We start from the raw sequence: 24,500 nt of genomic DNA on the forward strand, positions 1-24,500 counted from the left end.
GCGGTTGAACCTACGCAGGGATCTTAGTAAGGGCGGCGTCGATGCGTTGCAAGGCCCCGGCCTGGCCGGCCAGGTACACCGTGTGCGAGATGTCCGGGCTGACCTGGGTGCCGGTGATCGCCACGCGCAGCGGCTGGGCGACCTTGCCCATGCCCAGGCCCAGCGCGTCGGCGGCCTCGTGCAGCGCCGCCGAGACGGTGTCGGCGCTCCACTCGCTCAACGCGGCCAGGCGCGTGCGCGCTTCGCTCAGCGGCGCCTGGGCGGCGGCATTGAGGTGCTTGGCGACCGCGGCTTCGTCGTAGTTCTCCAGCGGGCGATACCACACCGCCGCACGCTCGGCCATGTCCTTGAGCGTCTGCACGCGGTCGCGCAGCGCGATCACCACGTCGGCCGGCGCCGGGCCGTTGGCCAGGTCGTAACCGTTGTTGAGCAGATGCCATTGCAGATGCTTGCCGACCTCGATCGGATCGTCGCTCTTGAGGTATTGCTGATTCATCCATCCCAGCTTGGCCGCGTCCAGGCGCGAGGGGCTGGAATTGACGTCGGACAACTGGAACAGCGCGGTCATTTCCGGGATCGAGAAGATCTCTTGATCGCCGTGCGACCAGCCCAGGCGGACCAGATAATTGAGCAGCGCGTGCGGCAGATAACCTTCGTCGCGGTACTGCATCACATCGGCCGCGCCGGTGCGCTTGGACAGCTTCTTGCCCTCGTGGTCGAGGATCATCGGCAAATGCGCGAAATGCGGCACCGGCGCGCCCAGCGCCTGGTAGATGTTGATCTGGCGCGGGGTGTTGTTGACATGATCGTCGCCGCGCACGACATCGGTGATGCCCATGTCCAGATCGTCGACGACCACGGCGAAGTTGTAGGTCGGATAACCGTCGGCACGGAAGATCACCAGATCGTCGAGCTCGCTGTTGGCGATCTCGATCCGGCCCTTGACCTTGTCCTCCAGCACCACCGTGCCGTCGAGCGGATTCTTGAACCGGATCACCCGGTTCGGATCGTCGCGGTAAGGCTCGTTGCGATCGCGGTACGCGCCGTTGTAACGCGGCTTCTCCTTGGCCGCCTCGGCCGCTTCGCGCGCGGCCTGCAGCTCGTCCTTGCTCTCGTAGGCGTAGTACGCGGTACCGGCCGCGACCATCTGCTCGGCGACCTCGCGGTAACGCTCCAGACGGTGGGTCTGGTAGATCGGGCCTTCGTCGTAATCCAGGCCCAGCCACTGCATCGCTTCCAGGATCGCGTCGATCGCGGCCTGGGTGCTGCGCTCGCGGTCGGTGTCCTCGATACGCAGGATGAACTGGCCGCCCGCGCGGCGCGCTTCCAGCCAGCAGTACAGCGCGGTGCGCGCGCCGCCGATGTGCAGGTAACCGGTGGGGCTGGGGGCGAAGCGGGTGCGGGTCATGCGGGGCTCGGGTGGACCGGGGAATCGCGCATTTTAACGGACTGGCGGTGGCGATGGCGGCAACGGCCGCGCGACGCCGCGTCAGAGCGCCCACGCCATCGCGAAAGCACCGACCCGCAAGGCTTTCGGCCGATCCGGAGCGAGCATTGTGCGCACTCGCCCGCGCCGCTCGGGCGCGGTGTTTTAGACTAGCCGCCATGACCACCCTCTTCATCTCCGACCTCCACCTGGACGCCGAGCGCCCGCAAATCACCGAGCTGTTCGGCCGCTTCGTGCGCGGCGAGGCGCGCCAGGCCGATGCGCTGTACATCCTCGGCGACCTGTTCGAAGCCTGGGTCGGCGACGACGACCCGTCCGACACCGGCGCCTTGGTCGCCAGCGAACTCAAGGCGCTCAACGACAGCGGCGTGCCGGTGTTCTTCATCCGCGGCAATCGCGATTTCCTGCTCGGCGCCGACTACGCCACGCGCGCGGGCATGCGCCTGCTGCCCGATCCGTCGGTGATCGTGCTGTACGGCCATCCGGCGTTGATCGGCCATGGCGATCTGCTGTGTACCGACGATGTCGCCTACCAGCAGTTCCGCGCCCAGACCCGGCATCCGGCCTGGCAGGCGCAGTTCCTGGCCCAGCCGCTGGCGGCGCGGCTGGCGTTCGCGCAGCAGGCGCGCGCGGCGAGCAAGGCGCATCAGGCCGGGCTCAAGGACGACGGGCGCATGGAAACCATCACCGATGTCGCGCCGGACACGGTCGCCGAAACCTTCGCCCGCTACGGCATCGACACGATCATCCACGGCCACACCCATCGTCCGGCCGTGCATACGCTCGAGGTCGGCGGGCGCGCGCGCACCCGCATCGTGCTCGGCGACTGGTACGAACAAGGCTCGGTGCTGCGGGTAGATCGCGACGGCATGCAGTTGCAGACGCTGGACTGAAGCCGGCGCCGCACGGCCGTCGAGAGCCGTCGAATGGCGAAGCCACGACGGCCGACGCTCACTGTGCGGGCGAGGCCCAACGCACCGAACGCGCCACCGCCTCGGCCCATTCGCGCGACGCGTCGAGTTCGTCGCTGATGGTCAGCAGCAGTACGCGCCCATCGACCGCGCAGGCCGCGTACAGATGCCGCACCTGCGCCTCGACATCCTCTTCCCAGCGCGCACTGGCCAGAATTTCGTCCTGGGCCCAGGCCAGATCGCCCGGGCCGTCGCGATTAGCGGTTTCCAGCAACTCGGCCGCGGGCGGCAGACGGCCGTCGGCGGAGGCAATGTTCAACGAACTGACATAGACCGCGCGCCGGTCGCCGAGGTATTGCAGGTTGTTGCCGTCGTTGAGCTGATGCTCGATGAAATGCCCCGGCACCTCGACGCTCCATGGCCCGCCGTACAGCGCATGCCGGGTCGGCAGACGTCTATAGCCCGGGCCTTCGCGCTGGGGCAGTTCGATTTCCGCGCCGCGTTCGAGCAGCCATTGCAGTTCGTCGCGCACGTCCGGCTCCAGCGCGCGGCGCGGGTCGATCGCACTCGCGCGGCGATCGCTGTCGAGCACGCGCCGCAAGACATCGCGCTCGGCCTGATCGCGCGGGCCGACCCAGTGCACGTCGCACCACACGCCCACGCGCGCGAGCCCGCTCCACAAGTCGGCGCCGAAACCCGGCTGCCACCACGGGAAGAATTCGCTCGCCGCGACCAGCGCTTCGGCCTCGTTTGCGACGATGCGTTCAAAACGCTCCTCGCTCCAGATTCCCATCGGCGAACCGACGAAGCCGCCGATGCGCGGCATCGGCCCGATCGGCATCGATACGAACAGATCCTGCGCATCGCGCCGCTGCAACAACAGCCCGGCCACCTGGCGCAGCCAGAACGCCATCTCGGACTGCAACTGCACCCAATCGCGGCCGTTCGCGTAGCCGGTCTCGTCGCCGTAACCCTCGTCCTCGCCTTCGTCCCAGCGCCAACGCAAACCCCATTGCGCGGCGATGCGATCGAGCACGTCGAGCAGGAACGCGTGATAGCCCGGCCCGACCGTGTTGGTACGCGCGCTGGCGAGCAGGCTGCCGTCGGCGCGCAGTTCGATCGACAGTCCTTCCTCGGCCGGATGCCAGGCGATGGTCGCGCCGTGCTCGCCCTCCCACACCTGCACGCGTTCGCGCAGCACCGGTTCGGACAGGGCCTCGAGGTAGGTGCGTTTAAATTCACGCAGCAACGCCGGCACGCTGGGCTTGGCCCACATGCGCCGCTTCCACGGCGTGCTGACAACTTGAAAACCGATACCCATGCTGCCCCGCCGTTCGTATCCCCGGACGAATGCTAACGAGTTTTCGCTATGCGCAACGAGGGGTATTGCAGGCACACATGCGAACGCCCGGACGGGGCCGGGCGTTCGCTGCTTTGCATGCGCGTGCCTTCAATGCATGCGGGTGATGTCATTGGTCACAGCTGCGTCGATAGCCGCCGTATTGGTCACGGCGGCATCGATCGCAGCCGCATCGATCAGAACCGCACTTCCGCGGTCAGGAACGCCTGGCGCGGCGCGCCCGATTGCAAGGTGTAGTTCAGGCCGCGCGGATCGGAGGCCACAAAGCCGTTGGTGCCGATGCTGCCGAAGTATTCCTTGTCGAACAGGTTGGTCAGGTTCAACTGCAGCTTGAACGCATCGGCCCAGGCGATGTCCTTCCATTCGTACGAGGCCGAGGCATCGACCACCCAGAACCCCGACACGTGCGAATCGTTGAGGTAGGTCAGATAGCGCTTGTCGGTGTACTTGGCGCCGAGCTGCAGTTGCAGGCCGTCGTGATCCCAGCGCAGTTCGGTCGCGTACAGGCGCTTGGGCGCGTCGACCGCCTGCTTGCCCTTGGTCAGCACCAGGGTATTGCCGTCGAGATAATCCGACTCGTACTGCGAATCGTTGAACGCCAGCGAGTGATACCAGCTGAAACCGGCGAACGGCTTCCACAACACCGTGACCTCGGCGCCGCGGCTTTCCACGTCGCCGACGTTGGCGAAGCTCGACGCGCAACCCACGATGCCGGCGCAACGCGCGATCGCGAGCAGGCGGTTCTCGAAGTTGACCCGGTACACCGCGACCGAGGCCTCGATCTGGTCGCGGCTGGTGCGCAGGCCGGCTTCGAAGGTCTTGGAGGTTTCCGGTTCGAGCGTGCCCACGGCGGCGTCGAAGGCGGCCTGCGAGGTCGAATGCGGGCCGTTGACGCCGGTGCGGAACGCCGACAGGTTTTCGCTGTAGGAGCCGAAGATTTCCTCGTGCTCGCTGAGCTGCCAGCGCGCGCCGAGCTGCGGCAGGAAGTTGTCTTCCGACACCAGCTTGCCGCTGGCGCGGCTGGCGCCGCCGATCAGGGTCTTGCCGTCGGTCTCCACCTTCAGGCCCTTGAAACCCGCGTCCACGGCCAGGCGGCCGTCGGCGAACTCCATGTGGTCGAGCACGTAGTACATGCGCGTGTCGGTGTCGAAGCGCTGGCGGAACACGCGCTGCGACGGGTTGCGGTAGAAGAAGATCGCGTCCGGCGGCTCGTTGCGGTTGAGGTCGTAGAAGTTGCGCTGCACGCCGTGATCGTTCTTCTCCAGCCACAGGCCGGCCTGCAGGCGGTGGTTGCCGATCTGCCAGGTCAGGCTGGGCATGAAACCGGTGCGCTCGATGTCGTATTCGGTGGTGCGCATGCGCAGCGGCACCGTCGGCGAGACCGCATACGGCGTGGCCCAATGGCCCTGGCCTTCGTTGTTGTGGTAGTACGCCGTCGCCGCCAGGGTCACATCGGCGTTGAGGTTCCACTCCGCGCTCAGGTAAGCCAGATCGTCGTCGCGCACGCCGCGGGCGATGTAGTAGGCATCGTCCAGGCTGGTCACGCCGCCGCGGAAGTTGCCGTTGGCCGCGTCGATGGCGCGCTGCCAATCCTTGGCGTAGTTGTCCCAGTCCATGCCCAGGCGCTTGGCCGATTCCAGCGATAGGTCGGCGTAGTCGGTCTCGCGGCGACGCGAGGAGTCGGCGAAGCCGGTGATCTTGAAGTCTTCGCCGGTGTAGACGAACTTGCCGTTGAACTGGCTGTTGCGCTGCGGGCCTTCGCCCTTCCACTTGTCGGTGGTGTGGAACACGCCGCTCAGGTAGGCGCTCCAGCCGTCGTGATCGCCGGTGTCCAGGCGCGCGTAGGTGCGGCTGGTCGCGTCGCTGCCGATGGTCTGGGCCAGGCGCACGCCGAAGTCGGCGGACGGATCGGAACTGAAGAAACGCAGGGTGCCGCCGAGGTTGCCCGAGGACGCGGTATCGATCGCGCCGCTGCCTTGCGAGAGTTCGGCGCCGGACAGGTTTTCGGCGGTGATCGCGCGGCTGATGTGCAGGCCGTTGTGATTGCCGTAGCTCATGTCGCCGAGCGGGATGCCGTCGAGGGTGAAACCGAGCTGCTGCTGCGAGAAGCCGCGGATGCTCAGCTTGCTCGACCATTCGTAGTTGCCCCACGGATCGGAGCTCTGGAAATGCACGCCGGGCAGCTTGGCCATGACCTTGAGCGGGCTGGTGCCGGCCGCTTCGCGTTGCAGATCGGCCTTGCCGAGCGCCTGCACCTGGCGGGTCTGACCGGTGCCGACCACGGACACCACATCGAGCGTGGTGGCGTCTTTGCCGGCGTCGGCGCTGGCGCCGGTGGCGGCAGCGGATTCGGCAGAGCCGGCGGGGTTGGCGGGGTTGGCGGGGTTGGCGGCTTCGGCGGCATGGCCGCTGGCGGCGTACAGACACAACAGGATCGAGGCGGCGAGGAGCGTCGTCTTCGTCGTCATGGGGGACTTCCATTGGGAGAGAGTGCCGCCGCACGCGTTGCAGAATCCGCTGCGTGAATCACTCTTGGGCGGCTTGAGAGCGAAGCCCGGAAGTCTGTGGGTGACGTGTGAAAGGGATATTTCAGATCGGCGTCAGTTTGCGCTGGGCGCGCGCATCGAACGCAGGTAGAGACGGGCGAACGTGCGGCTTTTTCGTTCGCGTCGGCGAGCGCAGCGATACCGGCGACTTTGTGGGAGGGAGCTTCAGCCCGACGCTGTTCGGTCAGTTCACGGCGAACGGTACCAAATGCGTCGGGGCTGAAGCTCCCTCTCACAAAAAACCTCGCGCTTCGACGCGAGTTTTTTGTGGTCACTAGTATCGGGCGAACGTGCGGCTTTTTCGTTCGCGTCGGCGAGCGGAGCGATAGCGGCGACTTTGTGGGAGGGAGCTTTAGCCCCGACGCTGTTCGGTCAGTTCATGGCGAACGGCACCAAAAGCGTCGGGGCTGAAGCTCCCTCCCACAAAAAACCTCGCGCTTCGACGCGAGGTTTTTGTGGTCACCAGTATCCGGCCGCGTCATCGAGAAAGCGGGCGAGTCCCTATCGCCGACTTGCCTGTCTCATCGCGCATGAGCTCAATCGCTCAAAACCCCGACGTGCTCAACTGCTTCGGCGGCTGCAGCCGATAATTCGCCGGCGGTCTGGCGCCCATCAGGTGCTCGACGAAGTAGTCCCACATCCGCCGGGTGTAGTACGGATCGTTGCGGAACAATTCGTGATCCTGGTTCGGCAGGTACAACAGGTCGAAATCCTTGTTGGCGCGGATCAAGGCCGAGGTCAGCTGCACGGTCACGGCCGGATAGGCGTTCTCGTCGAGATCGCCGTACACCAGCAACAACTTGCCTTGCAGACGATCGGCCAGGCCGGCGTTGTCGAAGGCGCGATACACCGCCGGCACCGCGTCCGGGCTTGGCCGAAAGCGTTCGCCGTTGCCGTAATCGAGCGGGCCGGTCAGCAGGCGGTCCAGGCCCAGAACGCCGCCGGCGTACATGCCCTGGAAATTCTGATTGCCGGCCGAAGACACCGCGACCTTGTAGAACTCCGGCCGGCGCAGGATCGCGCGGGTCGAGGAATAGCCGCCGAAGGAATGGCCGTAGATGCCGACCCGCCGCAGATCCAGGCCCGGATAACGCGCGGCCAGTTGCTCGATCGCGGCGACGTGATCGTCGATCTGGGTGTCGTGATTGAGCCCGTAGCTGACATCGTGGAACGCGCGCGAACGGCCCGGCGTGCCGCGTCCGTCGATGCTGATCACCACGAAGCCCAGCCGCGCCAGGCTGGAGCGCGAGACCGGATTGATCGCCGCGGTCGCTTCGACATAAGCCACCGGCGCATTGGTCACCTGCGGGCCGCCGTAGATCGCGTCGATGATCGGGTACTGGCCGGGCTTGGCGCGTTCGGGCGCGTAATCCGGCGGAAAGTACACCGTGGCATAGACGTCGGTGCGGCCGTCGGCGCCCTTGAATTTGAGCCGTTGCGGCGGCAGCCAGCCGGCCTGCGTCACCACCGACACATCCGCGCGCTCCAGTTCGGCGATCACCGCGCCGTCTTCGGTCGAGCGCAACACGCTGCGCGGCGCCTGATCGAGGGTCGAATAGGTATCGACCACATAATCGCGCGAGGGCGACAAGGGATCGGCCGCGCCGCTGCGTGCGAAACCGCCACTGGCGTCGTTGATGTCGTGATCGGCCCGCTCCGCGGTCAGCAAGGTCGGCTCGCCGCCATCGAGCGATACGCGGTACAAGCGACGTTGATACGGATCGCCCGGCTCGCGGCCGCCTGCGGTGAAGTACACGCGGCGCCGAGGTTCGTCCACCCCGATGATCTCGCGTACCGCCCAGTCGCCGCCGGTCAGGCGGCGAATCAATCGGCCGTCGCGCAGATCGTACAGATACAGATGGCCCCATCCGTCGCGCTCGGAGTACCACACCGCTTCATCGCTCGCGGCGAGCACACGCACCGCGGGCGGCCGGGTCAGAAAATCGTTGACCTGCACGCGGGTGTCGGAGGTTTCCTCAAACACCTCGCGCACCGCGCCGTCGCGCAGAGCGATCTCGACCATGCGAGCCCGTGTCGGCCGCCCGTCGTTGGCGATCGCGGCATACACCCGGCCGTTGTCCTGCGACCAACCCAGCACGCCGGCCTCGCGCATCGCATTCCAGCCGCCCGGCATCGCGATGCGACGCGTGGCGCCAGCCTCCACGTCGACCACGAACCATTCGTCGCGCGCCGGCTCACGATCGCCCGGCAGGGTCAGGCGCAACTCGTAGGCGACTGGGCGAAAGCCGTGTTCGGGTGCGAGCGCGACGAACGGATACGGCAGCACTTTACGTTCGTCGAAACGCAGGCCGAACAGATGGCGGCCGTCGGGCGACCACGACGCCGCGTACGGCCGGGTTTGACCGCGGCCCTGCCGACGGGGCACGCCGCGCATGGCGAAGTCGGGTTGCACGCCATAGCCGTAGTGGTCTTCGCCATCCGAGGTCAGCGCACGCTCGGCGCCGCTGCGCAGATCGCGCAGCCACAGGTTGTTTTCGCGCACGAACGCCGCGCGACTGCCGTCGGGCGACAACAGCCAGCCTGGATCGGCGTGCATCGCGGCTATTGCCTCGCAGCGATAGGTCCGCAGGTCGCATTCCAGGTCGCGCGCGTCCACACCCCGCAGCCGCGCATGCAACGCTTCGCCGTCCGCGCGCAGCGCCAACAGTTCCGGCGCCGCCGTTGCCGACGGCAACGCGGTACGCATCGCTTCGCCCAGACGCGCTGCATCGAACAACGGCCGGCGCTCGACGCGAGCCGGATCGATCACTACGTATTCGGCGCCGCGCTCGCCGTCGCGGCGATACCAGAAGCGGCCATCGGCGAGCCACTGCGGCGCGACCGTCGCGTTCTTGATCCGGCCCTTGAGGTTGTAATCCAGCACGCGCTCGGCGCGCGCGTAATCGGCAGCGGACAAGGCCACCGGTTGCGCCTGACCGGCAGCGGACATCGCGGCGCAGATCGCCGCGATACAGATCGCCCATCGTTTCAATGCCATCCCCTTCCCCAGGTATGAAAGAAGAAGATCGCATAACCCAAACACTCGGACTTTACCTACCTTGGCCCCAGCATGACGCGCTGCGGCGTAACGCACCGCCGGAGCTATTTCACTGCGACCAGGCTCGCGTCGGCGAAGCATACGTCGGTAAATCTCACGGCTTGCGCCACCTCTCGCAAATCGATCGACAAATCGGCGCAGGTGATCGGCAGCAGCGGCCGGGCGACCAATTCGTATGCGTTCAATGACCCTTTGATACTGGTGAAATCCGTCCAGTCGTATACGAACACGCCACGCTGCGCCAGCGCGATATAGGAACCGGGGTCAGGCGCGTCGCACAGATTCGTTACCGCCTGACCGGGCCGGATGCTCAGGCGCAGCACTCTGGATTCCACTTCCTCAACAGGAAAGAAGTCGCCGCGCAGAGCCTGCGCCGGGATCGGTCCCTCACCGGCGGTAATGAAGACCGCCACGTGCCCTTGTCCATCGGATGCGATCCAGGCGCAGTCCAGCGCATGCGGATATTCCTGCTGACTCATTGCACCCCTTCCATCGCACCAGTCGACCCAGCACTTATCTTAGTACCCGACCCCACCGGGCTTCGGCGGCGGTGCCAGCTTGTACCCCACCGGCGGCTTCGCACCCATCAGATGCTCGACGAAGTAATCCCACATGCGCCGGGTGTAATACGCGTCGTTGCGAAACAGCTCGTGATTCTGGTTCGGCAGGTACAACAGGTCGAAGTCCTTGTTGTTGCGGATCAGCGCCGCGGACAATTGCGCGGTCACCGCCGGCAGCGCGTTTTCGTCGAGGTCGCCGTACACCAGCATCAGCTTGCCGCGCAGGTTCTGCGCCAGGGTGGCGCTGTCGAGGCCGCGGTAGTTTTCCGGGATCGCGTCGGGCGTGGGCCGCACGGTGCGGCCGTTGCCGTAGTCGACCTCGCCGGCCAGCAGGCGCTCCATGCCGTTGAGGCTGGAGTACATGCCCTGGTAGTTGTGACTGCCGGCCGAGGACACCGCGACTTTGTAGAACTCCGGCCGATAAAGAATCGCGCGCGCCGAACTGTAGCCGCCGAAGGAATGGCCGTAGACGCCGACGCGCTGCAGGTCCAGTCCCGGATAGCGCCGCGCCAGTTCGCCGATGGCGGCGACGTGATCGTCGATCTGCGGATCGGCGAACGCGCCGAAGCTCACGTCATGGAAGGCCTGCGATCGCCCCGGCGTGCCGCGTGCGTCGATGGTCACCACCACGAAGCCCAAGGCGGCGAGGCTGGAGCGCGAAATCGGATTGGTCGCCGACACCGCTTCGGCCATGCCGACCGGCGCGTTGGTCACTTGCGGTCCGCCGTAGAACGCGTCGATGACCGGGTACTGGCCGGGCTTGGCGGTCTTCGCCGAATAGTCCGGCGGGAAGTACACGGTCGCGTAGAGATCGGTGCGGCCGTCGGCGGCCTTGAGCGTGACCCGCTGCGGCGCGCGCCAACCGGCGGCGATCACTTTCGAAGTGTCGGCGCGTTCGAGTTCGAGCACGATCGCGCCGTCGTGGGTCGATCGCAGCACGGTGCGCGGCGCGGTATCGAGGGTGGAGAAATTATCGACCACGTAATCGCCCGACGGCGACAGCAGATCGATGCCGTCTCCGCCGAGGATCGCGCTCGCGCCGACCTCCAGCGCGTGATCGGCGACTTCGGGTGTCAACAACACGGGTTCGCCGCCGTCGAGCGACACCCGGTACAGACGACGCAGATACGGATCGCCGCTCTCGCGGCCACCGGCGGTGAAGTACGCCGCGCGCCGGTTTTCGTCGACGCCGATCAGATCGCGCACCAGCCATTCGCCCGAGGTCAGGCGGCGGATCAGGCGGCCGTCGCGCAAGTCGTGCAGGTACAGATGGCCCCAGCCGTCGCGCTCGGAAAACCACACGACCTGATGGCTGCGATTCAACACCCGCACCGCGGCGCGGTTGTAGAGAAAGTCGTTGACCTGCACGCGGGTGGCGGATTTTTCTTCCAGCACTTCACGCGAACGGCCGGTGTCCAGATCGAGTTCGACCAGACGCATGCGCGCCGGACGGCCGTAATTGGCGATGGAGGCATAGACGCGGCGGTTGTCGGCCGACCATCCGAAAATATCGGCCTCGATCACCGGCGACCAGCCGTCGGGAGCGACGATGCGCTGAACCTTGCCGGCACCGTCGACATCGACGGAAAACCATTCGGCCCGCGCTTGCTCGGCATCGCCGAACAGGCTCAGGCGGATGGTGTACAGCTCGGGCCGATAGCCATGCTGGGGCACCATCGCCAGCATCGGGTACGGCTGCACCTTGCGTTCGTCGAAACGCGAACCGAACAGGCGCTTGCCGTCGGGCGACCAGTTGACCGCGAACGGCGGCACCTTCCAACGTCCCTGCCGCGCCGGCACCGCGTGCAGGGCGAGATCGGGCATCGTGCCGTAGCCGTAGAAGGCTTCGCCGTCCTGGGTCAGCGCGCGCTCGCGGCCGCTGTCGAGATCGCGCAGCCACAGGTTGTAGTCGCGCACGAATGCTGCGCGACGGCCGTCGGGCGATGGCAGCCACAAGGGATCGGGTGTGTTCGCCGCGACGATGCGGCATTGGTTGGCGGCGACATCGCAGGACAATTGCTGCTTCGCGTCGCCGGCGAATCGTGCGCGCAGTACGCCTTCTTCGACGACGACCGAAAGCGGCTCGGGCATGCCTTCGGCGGCGGCCGGCAGAAGCGCGCGGATCGCTTCGCGCATCCGCGCCGGATCGAACAAGGGCTCGCGGCTGCGCGCGGCGGGATCGACCAGCATGTACTGCGCGCCCTGATCGCCGTCGCGGCGATACCACAGGCGTCCGTCGGGCAACCAATGCGGGGTGATCTCCGCGTTCTTGATCTGGCCCTTGAGGTTGTAGTCCAGCACCTTCTCGGCGCGCGCGTAGTCTTGCGCGCTCAACGACGCGGGCTGCGCCCACGCCGGTCCAACCGCGGCGCACAGCAGCGCGGCGGCCCACATCCCATAGCGACTCATGCCATCCCCCTTCCCTTCGATGGAAGGCCGACGATGGCACAGGCGCCGGGGGCTGGCTTTGCATTGCGAGGCAGTCCGACCGGGCGGCGGGGTCGGGGCTGCGGTGTGTGGACTTGGGCTGTGAGGCAGGCCGCAGGTCAACCGGTGCTGCGTGGGCGCTGCCTTCGTGTCGATGATCGCGGCTGAGAGGAAAGCGTCGGGGCTCAAGCCCCTCCCACAGGAGACCTCGTGGCTTTCGCTGCTGTCGTTGCTGTCGCTGATGCAAGCCGCAGGTCAACCGGTGCTGCGTAGGCGCTGCCTTCGTGTCGATGATCGCGGCGGAGAGGAAAGCGTCGGGGCTGAAGCCACTCCCACAGGAGACCTCGTGGCTGTCGCTGCTGTCGCGAGTTTCGCGGGTTTCGGAAAAACATTGAGCGCGAAATGGTGCGGTTCGCCGCGTGTACTCAGTCAACTCCATGGCGCCCTGAGCAACGCAAACGCATGCGACGCCACGAGGTCTTTTGTGGGAGGGGGCTTCAGCCCTGACGCTCTCCGATCAGAAGCGACAATCCCACCATCTCAACGCTCGACGAACGCCTCCAGCATCCGCAGTTCCTCATCGTCGAACCCCGCCGCGCTGCGCGCTTCGAAATTGAACGGCCCATACAGCACCGCGCGCGCGTATTCGCCCAGCAGTTCGCGAAAACGCGGCGCCGGGTCGATGCCGGCGCGTTCGCAGTACCAGCGGTACCAGCGCGAACCGGCGGCGACGTGGCCGACTTCCTCGCGCAGGATCGTTTCCAGGATCGCCACCGTCGCGCCGTCGCCGAGCGAACGCAGCTTGACGATCATGCCCGGGGTCACGTCGAGCCCGCGCGCCTCGAGCACGCGCGGCACCAGCGCCATGCGCGCCAGGCCGTCGTGCGCGGTCTTCTCGGCCATTTCCCACAGGCCGTTGTGCGCGTCGAAATCGCCGTAGTCGTAACCCAGCTCCTGCAAGCGCGCGCGCAGCAGGCTGAAATGGCGCGCTTCGTCGCTGGCCACGCTCACCCAGTCGGCATAGAACTGCGCCGGCAGGCCGCGGAAGCGGTACACCGCGTCCCAGCCCAGGTCGATGGCGTTGAATTCGATGTGCGCGATCGCATGCACGAACGCGGCGCGGCCCTCAGCGGTGCCGAAGCCCCGCTTGGGCAATTCGCGCGGATGCACCAGCGCCGGCCGCGCGGGGCGGCCGGGCATGCGGATCGGATCGGGCGCGGGCGCATCGGCCGGCGTGCTCAGTTCGCCGCGCGCATAGGCCTGCGCGCAGGCGAAGGTCAGCTCGACCTTGGCCTGCGGCGTGGCCGCATCCAGGCAGGCGCGTGCGGCGTCGAACAGCGAACCCGAATCGAGCATGGCCGGCGCGCGCTTACGACGCGCGTCGGGTCTTCTTGGCGTCGTCCGAGCGCAGTTGCTGGATGCGCTCGAAATAGCCCGGTTCCACCCCGGTGACGTACTCGCCGTTGAAGCACGACGAATCGAAGTGATCGATGCGGTGCTTCGGTCCGGACACCGCCTGTTCCAGCGCGTCGAGGTCCTGGTAGATCAGCCAGTCGCAGCCCAGCAGGGTCTGCACTTCGTCGTCGCTGCGGCCGTGCGCGACCAGTTCGTCGGTCGACGGCATGTCGATGCCGTAGATGTTCGGGAAGCGCACCGGCGGCGCGGCCGAGGCCAGGTAGACCTTGCGCGCGCCGGCATCGCGCGCCATCTGCACGATCTGGCGCGAGGTGGTGCCGCGCACGATCGAATCGTCGACCAGCAGCACGACCCGGTTGCGGAATTCCAGCGGAATCGGATTGAGCTTGCGCCGCACCGATTTCGCCCGCTCGCCTTGCCCGGGCATGATGAAGGTGCGGCCGACGTAACGGTTCTTGATGAAGCCCTCGCGATACTTCACGCCCAGGGTGTTGGCGATTTCCAGCGCGGAGTCGCGCGAGGTGTCGGGGATCGGGATCACCACGTCGATGTCGTGGTCCGGACGCAGGCGCTGGATCTTCTCGCCCAGGGTCTGGCCCATGCGCATGCGCGCCTTGTGCACCGACACGTCGTCCATCATCGAGTCGGGACGGGCGAAGTAGACGTATTCGAAAATGCACGGCGCGTGCTGGCGCGGCTGCGCGCACTGGCGCGAGAACAGTTCGCCGCGCGCGTTGATCACGATGCCCTCGCCCGGACGCACGTCGCGCAGGCGCTCGAAACCCAGCAGGTCCAGCGCCACCGATTCGGACGCGATCGCGTATTCGTCCTGGCCGCCGGTGTTGCGCTTGCCCAGCACCAGCGGACGAATGCCGTGCGGGTCGCGGAACGCGACCAGGCCCAGGCCGAGCACGGTGGCGACCACCGCATAGCCGCCGATGCAGCGACGATTCACGCCCTCGATCGCGCCGAACGCGGCCTCGGGGGTGAGCACGCGCTGGCGGTCGAGCTCGTGCGCGAACACGTTCAACAGCACTTCCGAATCCGATTCGGTGTTGACGTTGCGACGGTCCTGTTCGAACACCTCGCGCCGCAGCATGTCGGTGTTGATCAGGTTGCCGTTGTGGGCCAGGGCGATGCCGAACGGCGAGTTGACGTAGAACGGCTGCGCTTCGTCGGAGCCTTCGCTGCCGGCGGTCGGGTAGCGGCAATGGCCGATGCCGACCCGGCCTTCGAGCAGGCGCATGGCCTTTTCGTCGAACACGTCGCTGACCAGGCCGTTGCCTTTATGCACGCGCAGACGCGCGCCGTCGGCGGTGGCGATGCCGGCCGCGTCCTGGCCGCGGTGCTGCAGCACCGTAAGACCGTCGTAGAGCTGAGCGGCGACATCCGTGTTGCCGACGATACCGAGAATGCCGCACATAGCGCTTGAATCCTGCTGAGATGTCGATGATGCGTGGCGCGACCGAAGAACTGCCGTGGACGGCGCGCGTTGCGGAACGAGTTGTGAAGCCCGGTTGCGAACAACGGTTACTGCGAAATGCGGGCGACGGGGAGCGATACCCACCCCTCGCCGAGTTGCGTTACGTCCGCCGTCCGTGGCCGCTGGCGTGGCTCAATTCACGCGTTTGTCGTCTTGCTGGTTGTGTGGGTCGACCCGGGCCGGATCGCCCTGGGTGCGGTTCGCCGCGCCCTGGCCGCCGGCGCCGCGCGGCAACAGGTCGCGCATCGCGCCGGGCAGCAGGTCCTGCAAGCCGCCGGAGGCTTGTTCTTCCGGCAGTGGCTGCGGCAGCGCGATGTCGCGCAGTCCACCGCTGCCGTTGTTGTTATTGATGTTGCCGTTGTTGTTGCCCTGGTTGGCGCCGCCGAGCCCGGCCGGGATCAGGTCGGCCAGTCCACCGCCGCCACCGCCGAAGCCGCCCATGCCGCCGGGAATCCCCTGCGGCACCTGCTGTTTCAGATTCTTCTCCAGGCTCTTCGCCTCGGACTGCACGGTCGCCTGCAACGAGGTGCCGCGCCCTTCCAGATCGACCTTGCGCGCCATCGCGTCCGGCAGGCCGCTGCGCATCAGCTTGGCGCCCGGCATCAGCAGCGCGGCGAGGCTGGATTCGCGCCAGGCGCGTTCGCGCGGCAGCGTGGTCATGCCCAAGGTCACCAGCAAGGCGCAGGCGAAGATCAGGCCGCGGATCGTGCCCAGGCCCAGGCCCATCAGCCGGTCCATCTCCGACAGGCCGTAGGAATGCGCGATCCGGCGGATCACCAGGCCGATCAGCCCCACCGTGATCCAGATCGCCACGAACGCCAGCGCATAGCCGCCCATGTACGAGGCCCAGCCCATCTGGCCGTCGCCGAGGCTGCGGCCGACTTCGCCGCCGAACAGGAACGCGCCGACGCCCGCCAGCAGCCACGCCGCCAGCGACACCGCCACGCCGATCAGGCCGCGCGCCATGCCCAGGATCGCCGACAGACCGACGATCAACAACAAACCCCAATCCAATGCCGTCATAGCGTGCCGCTCCTTAGTGTTTCCGCTCGCGGCTCACCGCCGCGACCGCCCTGGCTGCCCGCCGCGACCGTCGATCACGGATGCGGCTTGACCAGGGCATCGGCGACCCCGAGTTTGCTCGCGACCTGGGCCTTGAGCTTGTCGGCGTCGGCACGGTTGACCACCGGACCGATACGCACGCGGTTGAGCGTGCCCTTGTCGGTGCGGACCTGTTCGACGAAAGCGCTGAATCCGGCGGCGCGCGCGCGGTCGCGCAGCTTGTTGGCTTCTTCGGCGTTGCCGAAGGCGCCCAGTTGCACGGCGAAACCGGTGGCTGCGGCCGCGGGCTTGGCCGGCTCGACGGGCTTGGGCGCGGCCGGCTTGGTTTCGGCCGGTTTGGCGGCGACCGGCTTGGTCTCGGGCTTGATCGGTTCGGCCGGCTTGGTCGGTTTGACCTCGGCGGGCTTGGCCGCGACCGGCTTGGCCGGTTCGGGCTTGACCGGCGTCGGCGGCAACGGCGTCGGCTTGGCCGGCTTGGTTTCGGCCAGCGGCTGCGGCGCGCTGACCGCCGGCTTGGACGCGGCCGCGGGCGTGCTCAGCGCCGGATCGGCGGCGTCGGCGTTCAGGACCACGACCTTGGCGCCGATGTCGTTGCGGACCTTCGCCGAACTCAGGCGCGCGGACTCGGCGTCGGCCTGGGTCGCGAACGGCCCGATCCGCACCCGGTACACGGTGCGGCCGGCGGCGCTGGCGACGGTTTCCTGATAACCCGGCAGACGCGCGGCCTGCAATGCCGCGATCACCCGGTCGGCGTCGCCGGCACTGGCGTAGCTGCCGAAGCTGACCGCGTAATCACCGCCGGCGGTGGCCGCCGGCAGCATGCCCTTGTTGCCGGCCGCGGTGTCCACGGTCGGCAGGGTCTGGCCGTCGCCGCCGGGCGCAGGCTCGGTCGCGGGCGCGGGATGGTCCATGCCGACCACGCCGCCCTGGGGCGCATCGCCCGGGGTGATCAGCGGCAGTTCGCGGGTTTCGATGTCGCCGCTGCCTTGCGGCTGGTCGGGCAAGGTCAACGGCACGTCGGAGGCGCCGCTTGCGGGCGCCGGCCCCTTGATCAGCATGGGCAGAAAGATCACCGCCAGCGCGACCAACACCATCGCACCGATCAATCGCTGTTTCAGGGCAGGTTCCATCGCTACTCGATCACTCGCAAGGCCGGATGCCGGCGCGAATTATACCCCCGAGCGGGCATCGGTCCGGTGTACATGGCCGGGTCGGAGCGTTGTATTCAGGATAACCGGGCGTGTTGGGGTGCCGTTTTTCACGGCGATGCAATGCCACGGCGGCCCCCTGTAGGAGCGGCGCGAGCCGCGACCAACCCAAGCCACGCACGCAAGCGTCCCGTCCGAAGCCAGCTCGCTCCGGGCATTGGGAGCGAAAGCGTTCCGGCCATTACCGCTTCGGTGGGTTGCGTGGTATTCGGCCTCTTCGGTTGGTCGCGGCTCGCGCCGCTCCTGCAGGGACCGTCGCGGTTTCGTAAGGCGCCGGGGCTCAGTGCGCCCCCAACCACGCCAGCGCCGCCGCCGCGGTGTGGAACGAGCCGAACACCAAAATCCGATCGCCCTCGCCCGCCTGCGCCCGCGCCGCCTGCAGCGCCGTGGCGACGTCGGCATGCCGCTGGCCCTCGCCCGCCGCGCTGCCGTGCAGCCGCAGGGCGAACGCGTCCACGCCGATCCCGCGCGGGCCACTGTCGGTCAGTCCGGCCAGATACCAGTCGTCGACCTGCTCCGCCAGCGCCTCGACCACGCCGACCACGTCCTTGTCGCCGAGCGCGGCGAACACCGCCCGCACCCGCCCGGCCGCCGGCGCGGCCCGCAACCACGCCGCCAGTTCGCGCGCGGCCTGCGGGTTGTGGCCGACATCGACCACGATCTCGACCCCGTCGCGTTCGAAGCGCTGCAACCGCCCCGGCACCCGCGCGGCGGCGACACCCTCGGCGAACTGCAAGCGGGTCGGCGACGGCCGCAGCGCCCGCAACGCGGCGATCGCGACCGCGGCATTGCGCCGCTGCGCCGGCGCGGCCAAGGCCGGCGCCGGCAATTCGACCCGATAGCCGACCTCGCGCCAGCGCCAGTGATCGGTTCCCGACATCGATTCGAAGAAGAAATCGCAGCCCGCGCGCACCGCCGAGGCGCCGATCGCATAAGCGTGGCCGAGCACGCTCGACGGCGGATCGTCGTCGCCGAGCACCAGCGGCTTCCAGGCGCGCGCGATCCCGGCCTTTTCGAAACCGATCGCCTCGCGGTCGTCGCCCAGGTAGTCCTGATGGTCCAGATCGACCGTGGTGATCACCGCCACGTCCGGATCGACGAGGTTGGTCGCGTCCAGGCGCCCGCCCAGGCCGACCTCCAGGATCGCCAGATCCAGCTTCGCCCGCTCGAACAGCCACAACGCCGCCAGGGTGCCGTATTCGAAATAGGTCAGCACGACCTCGCCGCGCGCGGCCTCGATTGCCTCGAACGCGGCGACGATGTCGGCATCGTCCGCGTCGCGCCCGTCGATGCGGATGCGCTCGTTGTAGGCCAGCAGATGCGGCGAGGTGTAGGCGCCGACGCGGCGGCCCGCGGCGCGCGCGATCGCCTCGATGAAGGCCACCGTCGAGCCCTTGCCGTTGGTGCCGCCGACGGTGATCACCTTCTTGCCCGGGCGCTTGAGGCCCAGGCGCTGATGGACGTCGCGAATGCGCTCGAGCCCCATGTCGATGGACTTGGGGTGGATGCGTTCGATGTGGGAGAGCCAGTCGGCGAGAGTGCGTTGCATGCTGCGAATTCTCGCAGAGAACTCGCGAATTCGCCGGCCCGGTCGAGCGGCCGGCGTCGCATCGATCGCTCAGCGGCGCCGCCACGCCGGCCGCGCCGCCGGATCGGTGGGCGTTTTCGCATCGTTCGGGACCAGCCGCGAGGGGCCGAGCGGACGCCGCGACGGCGTGCGCTGCGGCGGCAACGGAGGCTCCGCCGACAATTGCTTCGGGAACGGCTCGCCCGCGCGCTGACGCGGCCAGTCGCGCACCATCTTGTCCAGCTTCGCGCAGGCCGCGGGCTTCGCCGCGCCGCACAGCACGCGGCTGGCGTAGAAGGATTTCTTGCCGTCGCTGACCAGGCGCTGGCGGATCAGCGAGGGCGCGGCCGGATGGCCGTCTTCGATCAGCAGCCACTGGAACGCGCCGCGATCGTTGCTGACGCGCAGCGCCGGCCAGCCCAGTTCGCCGCCGGGCACCTCGTGGCCTTCGCGGCGCGCCTTGAGCATCAGTTCGGTCGCGCTGCCCTCGTCCATCGGCAAGGCGTCGGGCACAAAACCGTCGAGGCTGCCGTCGCCGGCGGCGGCCACTTCGGCCACCTGGGTCAAGGGCCAGACCACATCCCACTGGGCCTGCGCGCGGGCGTGGTAGTCGGCCATCTGCTGCGGCGTGGGCCGGGCGAAGTCGACCGGCACCCGCACCCGCGACGGCACCGCGACGCCATCGCGATACTGCGGACTCAAGCGCCAGTCTTTCGCGCTATCGACCGCGGCGTAGTCCATCGCTTCGTAACCCGAATCGGTCTCGATCCAGACCTGATCGACCAGGCCGCAGCGGTCGATATCCAGCACCAGGGTCACCCTGCCGGCGGCGCCGTAGATATCCATCGGATACGTCGGCGTCGGCCGCGACGGCGCGCCGGCGGGACAGCCGTCCGGCATCGGCGCACCGCCGCCGGGAGCGATCGATTGCGCCGCGACCGGCGCGGCGATCAGCGCGGCCAGCAGGGCCGCGTATCTGGTTGCGAATTTCGACACCGTTCTCCCCCGTTCCGGCGCCGCGTCCTGCGGCGGGGCGTATTGCATCACAAGCGCGGCGGCGTGGGGTGTGGATGAGCCATCGGCGGGGTGCGGCGCAAGGCAGCGCTCCCTGGCTTGGATCGCATTGGGACGATTAAAAAAGGAAGGCGCTCCCGATCAATCGCCGACTGCGCCCCGATGCAGTTGAGGCTCGGCCTTGGACTGACTTTGCCTTTAATCCGAAGTCGCGCAGTCCATCCAGCGCTGCGACGCCTGCACTCGCGAGAACAACAGCACACCCGGAGGGCGGCGCACAGGGATGTGCGCCGTGCGCCACCGAGACAGGATGTCTCGTGTGGCGCATGCCTGCGAAAGCTCCGCACGCGCGGGCCCTTGATCCACAAAAAAGCGTTTTTCTTTGGTTACCTTTCTTTTGTCGCTTTTGACAAAAGAAAGTAACTCGGCCGCTTGCGGACGAAAGCTGTTGATCTTGTCTTTGGCTTCAAAGGCTCTAGAGCTTTGAAGCTTTTAGAGCTGCAAGCAGGATCAAAAGTTTCCGCCACTAAAGCGGCGGGTCACTTTCTTTTGTCAAAAGCGACAAAAGAAAGGTAACCAAAGAAAAACGCTTTTCTTTGAATCAAGTGCCCGCAAGTGCGGGGCTTGCGCGGGCACGCGCCACACGGGACTTCCATGTCCCGGTGGCGCGCGACGCGCATCCATGCGCGTCGCCCTCCGGGTGTGCGTTTGCTAACGCGAGTCAGGGGCTTCGCAGCGCTGGATGAACTGCAAGACTTCAGGCGCAAGCCACATGGCCTCCCTGTAGGAGCGGCGCAAGCCGCGACCGCGAAAACACAACTACGGCGCAGGTTGCGATGTTGTCGTCATGCCGCGGTCGCGGCTCGCGCCGCTCCTACACGGCTGCGATGTCGCTACGTCGCCTCGTGCTTCAACGACGGCGCACGACAACCCATCCATGCGCGTCGCCGCCGGCTACAACGCCCGATGCACCGCCTCCCCGAACAACGCCGTGTGATGACTGCAGTCGTTGAGCCGCACCACCTCGAGATGATCCACATCGTCACCCTCGAGCAGATTCAACGTCGTCGGCGCCTGCCGGAACGTCCACAACTTCGACAGCGGAATACCGAGCACCTTGCACAGCAACACCCGGTTGACCGCATCGTGCGCGACCACCAGCAAGGTGTCGTCGTCGCGCAGGCCCTCGCAGGCGCGCGCGAACGCCGGCCAGGCGCGGTCGAGCACATGCACGATCGATTCGCCGCCGGGCATCAGCACTTCATGCGGCGTGTCGCGCCACGCGCGCAGGCGGTCGCCGTCGCGCTCGCGGATTTCGCTGGCGAGCAGGCCTTCCCAGGTGCCGTGGGCGATTTCCATCAGGCCCGGATCGAGCTTGAGCATCGAGGCGCGCTCCTCGCCGAGCGCGAGCTGCGCGGTGTAGCGCGCGCGCGACAGCGGCGAGGCCACCGCGCGGGTGATCGACACCTCGCGCAGGCGCGCGCCGAGCGCGCGCGCCTGGGATTCGCCGACCGGCGACAGCGCGATGTCTTCCTGGCCCTGGTAGCGGCCTTCGGCATTCCACGGGGTTTCGCCGTGGCGGGCTAGCAAGATGCGCATGCTTACACCTGCGCCAGCGAGAGGATGCCGGGGGTCGCGCGCAAGGCGGCGAGTTGTTCGTCGTTGACCGGACGATCGACCGTGATCGCCGCGCGCGCCTGGCCGTCGCCGGCCGCGCCGAGCGCGAAATTCACGATGTTGACGCCGGCCGCGCCGAGGGTCGAACCGACCACGCCGATCATGCCGGGACGGTCTTCGTTGCGCAGCAGCAGCACGTGCGCCTGCGGGTCGAATTCGATTTCCACGCCATCCAGACGCACCACGCGCGGGCCGCGGTGCAAGGTCGCCTCGATCTCGCGGGTGCGGTTCTCGCCGACCACACGCAGTTTGAGCAGGCGGTCGAAACCGTCGCCGTCGCCGCCGAGGGTTTCCGACACCACCAGGCCGCGCGCCGCGGCTTCCTGCAACGCGTTGACCGGCGTGACCCGGCCCGAGGCGGTGCCGAGCAACGCGGCGACGAGCAAGCGCGACAACGGCCGCGTATCCAGCGCTTCGGTGCGGCCGGCATAGGTGATTTCCAGGCGCGTCGGCGCCGGCACCAGGCGCGCGGCGAGGCGGCCGAGCGAGGACATCAGCGGCATCCACGGGCCGACTTCGCGCGCGGCTTCGGCGGTCAGCGGCGGCAGGTTGACGCAGCCGGCGACCGCGCCGGTGGCGACGAAATCGATGATCTGGCGCGCGAGGATCGTGCTGACCGCCTGCTGCGCTTCGCTGGTGGACGCGCCCAGGTGCGGGGTCAAGATCAGTTTCGGATTGGCGCGCAGCGCCGAATCGGCCGGCAGCGGTTCGGTGACGAAGGTGTCGAGCGCGGCGCCGGCGATATGGCCTTCTTCGATCAGGGTCAGCAGCGCGGCTTCGTCGACCAGTCCGCCGCGCGCGGCGTTGATCAGGTAGGCGCCCTTCTTCATCGTGCGCATGCTGGTTTCGGAAAGCAGGTTGGTGGTTTCCTTGGTGCGCGGGATGTGCAGCGTCACCACGTCGGCCCAGGCCAGCAGTTCCTCGAGCGTCTTCAGCGGCACGCTGCCCTTGCCGGCGGCGGACGCGGGCAGGAAGGGATCGTGCGCGGCGACTTCCATGCCGATGCCCTGCGCCTTGCGCGCGACCGTGCCGCCGATGCGGCCCAGGCCGATCACGCCGAGCCGCTTGCCTTCGAGTTCGAACCCGGTGAGCCCGGCCTTCGGCCATTCGCCGGCCTTCATGCCGGCGTCGGCGCGCGGGATGTGGCGGGCCAGCGCGAACAGCAGCGAGATCGCGTGTTCGGCCGCGGCCAGGGTGTTGCCGTCGGGCGCGTTCATCACCGCAATGCCGCGCTCGGTCGCGGCGTCCACGTCGATGGTGTCGACGCCGGCGCCGGCGCGGCCGATCACCCGCAACTGGCCGGCATCGGCGAGGGCTTCGGCCGGCACCTTGGTCGCCGAACGCACCAGGATCGCGTCCACGCCCTTGAGCGCGGCGGCCAGCGCGGCGGGTTCCTTGATCGGATCGGACACGACGACATCCCAGCCCGCATCGCGGAACAGGGCCAGACCGTCTTCATGAATGCCATCGCAGGCCAGTACTTTCATCGCAAGCTCCAAGTCGTGAGGGACAGACGGGAGACACTGCGAGCCGGCACTACGGGTAGATGGATCGCCTGGGGTTGGGATCACGGCCCTGAACAGGGACGAATCCGCCGCAAGCGGCGCCGCGTGGAAGCGGCATCTGACACGGGTCGGGAGACGGGGCCGGCTGGCATGGGAATCCGCGACTGCCCGGGCAGCCTACGGTAGCGGGTGCTTGCTTTGCAAGCGCCCGCGGGAATCGGGAGTCGGGAATAGGGAATCGCTTCAAAAGCAAAGGCGAGCGGACAAAGCAATCGCTCCGATCGGCAATCCGATGCGCCCGCTTCAACGATTCCCCATTCCCGATTCCCAATTCCCGAAACCAACCCGACCCCCATCACAAAGCTACACAAAGGTGTTAGTTGTCACGTTGAGTAATCGCGAACTGCGTCCTAGCTTCGACGCGCCGGCACTGTGCCGGCACACGAAGAGAGAACCTCATCATGCGCAAGAAATTCGCTCTGGCGCTCGGCTTCGCGGCGCTCGCCGCGGTCGGCGCCGCGGTCGCCGCGATCGGTCCCACCGGTCCGGGCCAGATCTACACCTACTACGACGCCAACGGCACGGTGGTCGGCCAGTCCTCGATCCATTGCGACGGCACGCCCGAGTTCTGGGGCAAGGCCACCAAGAACTACGGCGTGGGGTACTACCTGTGCGATCCGGAGCCGTGATCGTCGCGGATCGGCGAGCGCGCCGGCTGCGTGAGTGAGCGCGGGATTCGCCGATCCGATCGTGCAGTTGCTTGAACGGTGCATGCGGCAGGCCTGCGATCGCCGAACCGATCCATTCGCGTCGTCCGCCCGCGCATCCACCATCGTCACCGCGTTATCCGTAGTACCGATCCAGCGATCGGCGCATGGCACGGCCCGCCTGACGTGAGCGACGTCAACGGCGAATCGCGCCGCACCTTCGAGGGGTCCATCACCGTCCGCGCGGCGCTCGCGTCGCGGCGGACGTCCATCCTTGGTTTCGCCACAGGAGTTTCGTCATGCGTAAATCCTTTGCTCTCGGCTTCGGCCTCGCCGCCGCCCTCGTCGCCACAGTCGCCCTCGCCCGTCCGCCGGGTCCGGACGAAATCGGCGAGTTCTATTTCTACTTCGACGCCAGCGGCAACGAAGTCGGCCACGCCCAGCTGAGCTGCTCGGGCGTGTACACCGAGTCGGGCGTGCGCACCGCCAACTACAGCGCCGGCCATATGATCTGCCCGCCGCCGCGCGATTGATCGGGTTTGCGGCGCGGCT

At 67.6% G+C, this 24,500-nt stretch carries 17 protein-coding genes; 3 read left to right on the forward strand and 14 right to left on the reverse strand.

Annotation, left to right across the window (positions count from 1 at the left end):
* Positions 1–10 precede the first annotated feature (10 nt).
* Positions 11–1,408 (reverse strand): glutamate--tRNA ligase, encoded by a 1,398-nt coding sequence (gene gltX, locus KME82_RS18120; protein WP_215495295.1) that lies wholly within the window; start codon positions 1,406–1,408, stop codon positions 11–13.
* Positions 1,409–1,605: 197 nt separating this feature from the next.
* Between gltX and lpxH the strand changes: the two genes are divergently transcribed.
* Complete coding sequence (lpxH, locus tag KME82_RS18125) at positions 1,606–2,340, forward strand: UDP-2,3-diacylglucosamine diphosphatase (protein WP_215495296.1); 735 nt, start codon at positions 1,606–1,608, stop codon at positions 2,338–2,340.
* Between the two features lie 58 nt (positions 2,341–2,398).
* On the opposite strand, the gene KME82_RS18130 is transcribed toward lpxH, so the two are convergent.
* The 13 genes from KME82_RS18130 to serA form a co-directional block, all read right to left on the reverse strand.
* Positions 2,399–3,679, reverse strand: a complete 1,281-nt coding sequence (locus tag KME82_RS18130) for a hypothetical protein (RefSeq protein WP_215495297.1) — start codon at positions 3,677–3,679, stop codon at positions 2,399–2,401.
* 215 nt (positions 3,680–3,894) lie between these two features.
* The gene (locus KME82_RS18135; protein ID WP_215495298.1) at positions 3,895–6,186 is read right to left on the reverse strand and encodes a TonB-dependent receptor; all 2,292 of its coding nucleotides are present in this window, start codon (positions 6,184–6,186) and stop codon (positions 3,895–3,897) included.
* Positions 6,187–6,808: 622 nt separating this feature from the next.
* Positions 6,809–9,262 (reverse strand): S9 family peptidase, encoded by a 2,454-nt coding sequence (locus KME82_RS18140; RefSeq protein WP_252255403.1) that lies wholly within the window; start codon positions 9,260–9,262, stop codon positions 6,809–6,811.
* 104 nt (positions 9,263–9,366) lie between these two features.
* Positions 9,367–9,801 (reverse strand): hypothetical protein, encoded by a 435-nt coding sequence (locus KME82_RS18145; protein WP_215495299.1) that lies wholly within the window; start codon positions 9,799–9,801, stop codon positions 9,367–9,369.
* Between the two features lie 39 nt (positions 9,802–9,840).
* The gene (locus KME82_RS18150; RefSeq protein WP_252255405.1) at positions 9,841–12,291 is read right to left on the reverse strand and encodes a S9 family peptidase; all 2,451 of its coding nucleotides are present in this window, start codon (positions 12,289–12,291) and stop codon (positions 9,841–9,843) included.
* 558 nt (positions 12,292–12,849) lie between these two features.
* The gene (locus KME82_RS18155) at positions 12,850–13,665 is read right to left on the reverse strand and encodes a ferritin-like domain-containing protein (RefSeq protein WP_215495300.1); all 816 of its coding nucleotides are present in this window, start codon (positions 13,663–13,665) and stop codon (positions 12,850–12,852) included.
* Positions 13,666–13,678: 13 nt separating this feature from the next.
* Positions 13,679–15,148 carry an amidophosphoribosyltransferase gene (purF, locus tag KME82_RS18160; protein ID WP_215495301.1) on the reverse strand — a complete coding sequence of 490 codons (1,470 nt, stop codon included), beginning with the start codon at positions 15,146–15,148 and terminating at the stop codon, positions 13,679–13,681.
* Positions 15,149–15,340: 192 nt separating this feature from the next.
* The gene (locus KME82_RS18165; protein WP_215495302.1) at positions 15,341–16,231 is read right to left on the reverse strand and encodes a CvpA family protein; all 891 of its coding nucleotides are present in this window, start codon (positions 16,229–16,231) and stop codon (positions 15,341–15,343) included.
* 74 nt (positions 16,232–16,305) lie between these two features.
* A complete protein-coding gene (locus tag KME82_RS18170) occupies positions 16,306–17,400 on the reverse strand; it encodes an SPOR domain-containing protein (RefSeq protein WP_215495303.1) in 1,095 nt (364 codons plus the stop codon).
* Between the two features lie 358 nt (positions 17,401–17,758).
* The gene (gene folC / locus KME82_RS18175; protein WP_430538849.1) at positions 17,759–19,036 is read right to left on the reverse strand and encodes a bifunctional tetrahydrofolate synthase/dihydrofolate synthase; all 1,278 of its coding nucleotides are present in this window, start codon (positions 19,034–19,036) and stop codon (positions 17,759–17,761) included.
* Between the two features lie 60 nt (positions 19,037–19,096).
* Positions 19,097–20,041 (reverse strand): energy transducer TonB, encoded by a 945-nt coding sequence (locus KME82_RS18180; RefSeq protein WP_215495305.1) that lies wholly within the window; start codon positions 20,039–20,041, stop codon positions 19,097–19,099.
* Between the two features lie 972 nt (positions 20,042–21,013).
* Complete coding sequence (locus KME82_RS18185; RefSeq protein ID WP_215495306.1) at positions 21,014–21,658, reverse strand: histidine phosphatase family protein; 645 nt, start codon at positions 21,656–21,658, stop codon at positions 21,014–21,016.
* Between the two features lie 2 nt (positions 21,659–21,660).
* Positions 21,661–23,223: a phosphoglycerate dehydrogenase gene (gene serA, locus KME82_RS18190; protein WP_046657599.1), complete on the reverse strand. Its 1,563-nt coding sequence runs from the start codon at positions 23,221–23,223 to the stop codon at positions 21,661–21,663.
* Between the two features lie 479 nt (positions 23,224–23,702).
* Between serA and KME82_RS18195 the strand changes: the two genes are divergently transcribed.
* Both KME82_RS18195 and KME82_RS18200 read left to right on the forward strand, forming a co-directional pair.
* The gene (locus KME82_RS18195) at positions 23,703–23,930 is read left to right on the forward strand and encodes a DUF6289 family protein (protein WP_215495307.1); all 228 of its coding nucleotides are present in this window, start codon (positions 23,703–23,705) and stop codon (positions 23,928–23,930) included.
* A gap of 317 nt (positions 23,931–24,247) precedes the next feature.
* Entirely contained in the window at positions 24,248–24,481 is a 234-nt protein-coding gene (locus KME82_RS18200) for a DUF6289 family protein (protein WP_215495308.1), read from the forward strand.
* Positions 24,482–24,500: the final 19 nt, after the last annotated feature.

The sequence above is a fragment of the Lysobacter capsici genome (assembly GCF_018732085.1).
Taxonomy (GTDB): Bacteria; Pseudomonadota; Gammaproteobacteria; order Xanthomonadales; family Xanthomonadaceae; genus Lysobacter; species Lysobacter capsici_A.

What these genes read in the sequence shown, in the direction of transcription:
- gltX (WP_215495295.1), bottom strand. Translation starts at nt 1,408, where the DNA reads ATGACCCGCACCCGCTTCGCCCCCAGCCCCACCGGTTACCTGCACATC.
- lpxH (WP_215495296.1), top strand. Translation starts at nt 1,606, where the DNA reads ATGACCACCCTCTTCATCTCCGACCTCCACCTGGACGCCGAGCGCCCG.
- KME82_RS18130 (WP_215495297.1), bottom strand. Translation starts at nt 3,679, where the DNA reads ATGGGTATCGGTTTTCAAGTTGTCAGCACGCCGTGGAAGCGGCGCATG.
- KME82_RS18135 (WP_215495298.1), bottom strand. Translation starts at nt 6,186, where the DNA reads ATGACGACGAAGACGACGCTCCTCGCCGCCTCGATCCTGTTGTGTCTG.
- KME82_RS18140 (WP_252255403.1), bottom strand. Translation starts at nt 9,262, where the DNA reads ATGGCATTGAAACGATGGGCGATCTGTATCGCGGCGATCTGCGCCGCG.
- KME82_RS18145 (WP_215495299.1), bottom strand. Translation starts at nt 9,801, where the DNA reads ATGAGTCAGCAGGAATATCCGCATGCGCTGGACTGCGCCTGGATCGCA.
- KME82_RS18150 (WP_252255405.1), bottom strand. Translation starts at nt 12,291, where the DNA reads ATGAGTCGCTATGGGATGTGGGCCGCCGCGCTGCTGTGCGCCGCGGTT.
- KME82_RS18155 (WP_215495300.1), bottom strand. Translation starts at nt 13,665, where the DNA reads ATGCTCGATTCGGGTTCGCTGTTCGACGCCGCACGCGCCTGCCTGGAT.
- purF (WP_215495301.1), bottom strand. Translation starts at nt 15,148, where the DNA reads ATGTGCGGCATTCTCGGTATCGTCGGCAACACGGATGTCGCCGCTCAG.
- KME82_RS18165 (WP_215495302.1), bottom strand. Translation starts at nt 16,231, where the DNA reads ATGACGGCATTGGATTGGGGTTTGTTGTTGATCGTCGGTCTGTCGGCG.
- KME82_RS18170 (WP_215495303.1), bottom strand. Translation starts at nt 17,400, where the DNA reads ATGGAACCTGCCCTGAAACAGCGATTGATCGGTGCGATGGTGTTGGTC.
- KME82_RS18185 (WP_215495306.1), bottom strand. Translation starts at nt 21,658, where the DNA reads ATGCGCATCTTGCTAGCCCGCCACGGCGAAACCCCGTGGAATGCCGAA.
- serA (WP_046657599.1), bottom strand. Translation starts at nt 23,223, where the DNA reads ATGAAAGTACTGGCCTGCGATGGCATTCATGAAGACGGTCTGGCCCTG.
- KME82_RS18195 (WP_215495307.1), top strand. Translation starts at nt 23,703, where the DNA reads ATGCGCAAGAAATTCGCTCTGGCGCTCGGCTTCGCGGCGCTCGCCGCG.
- KME82_RS18200 (WP_215495308.1), top strand. Translation starts at nt 24,248, where the DNA reads ATGCGTAAATCCTTTGCTCTCGGCTTCGGCCTCGCCGCCGCCCTCGTC.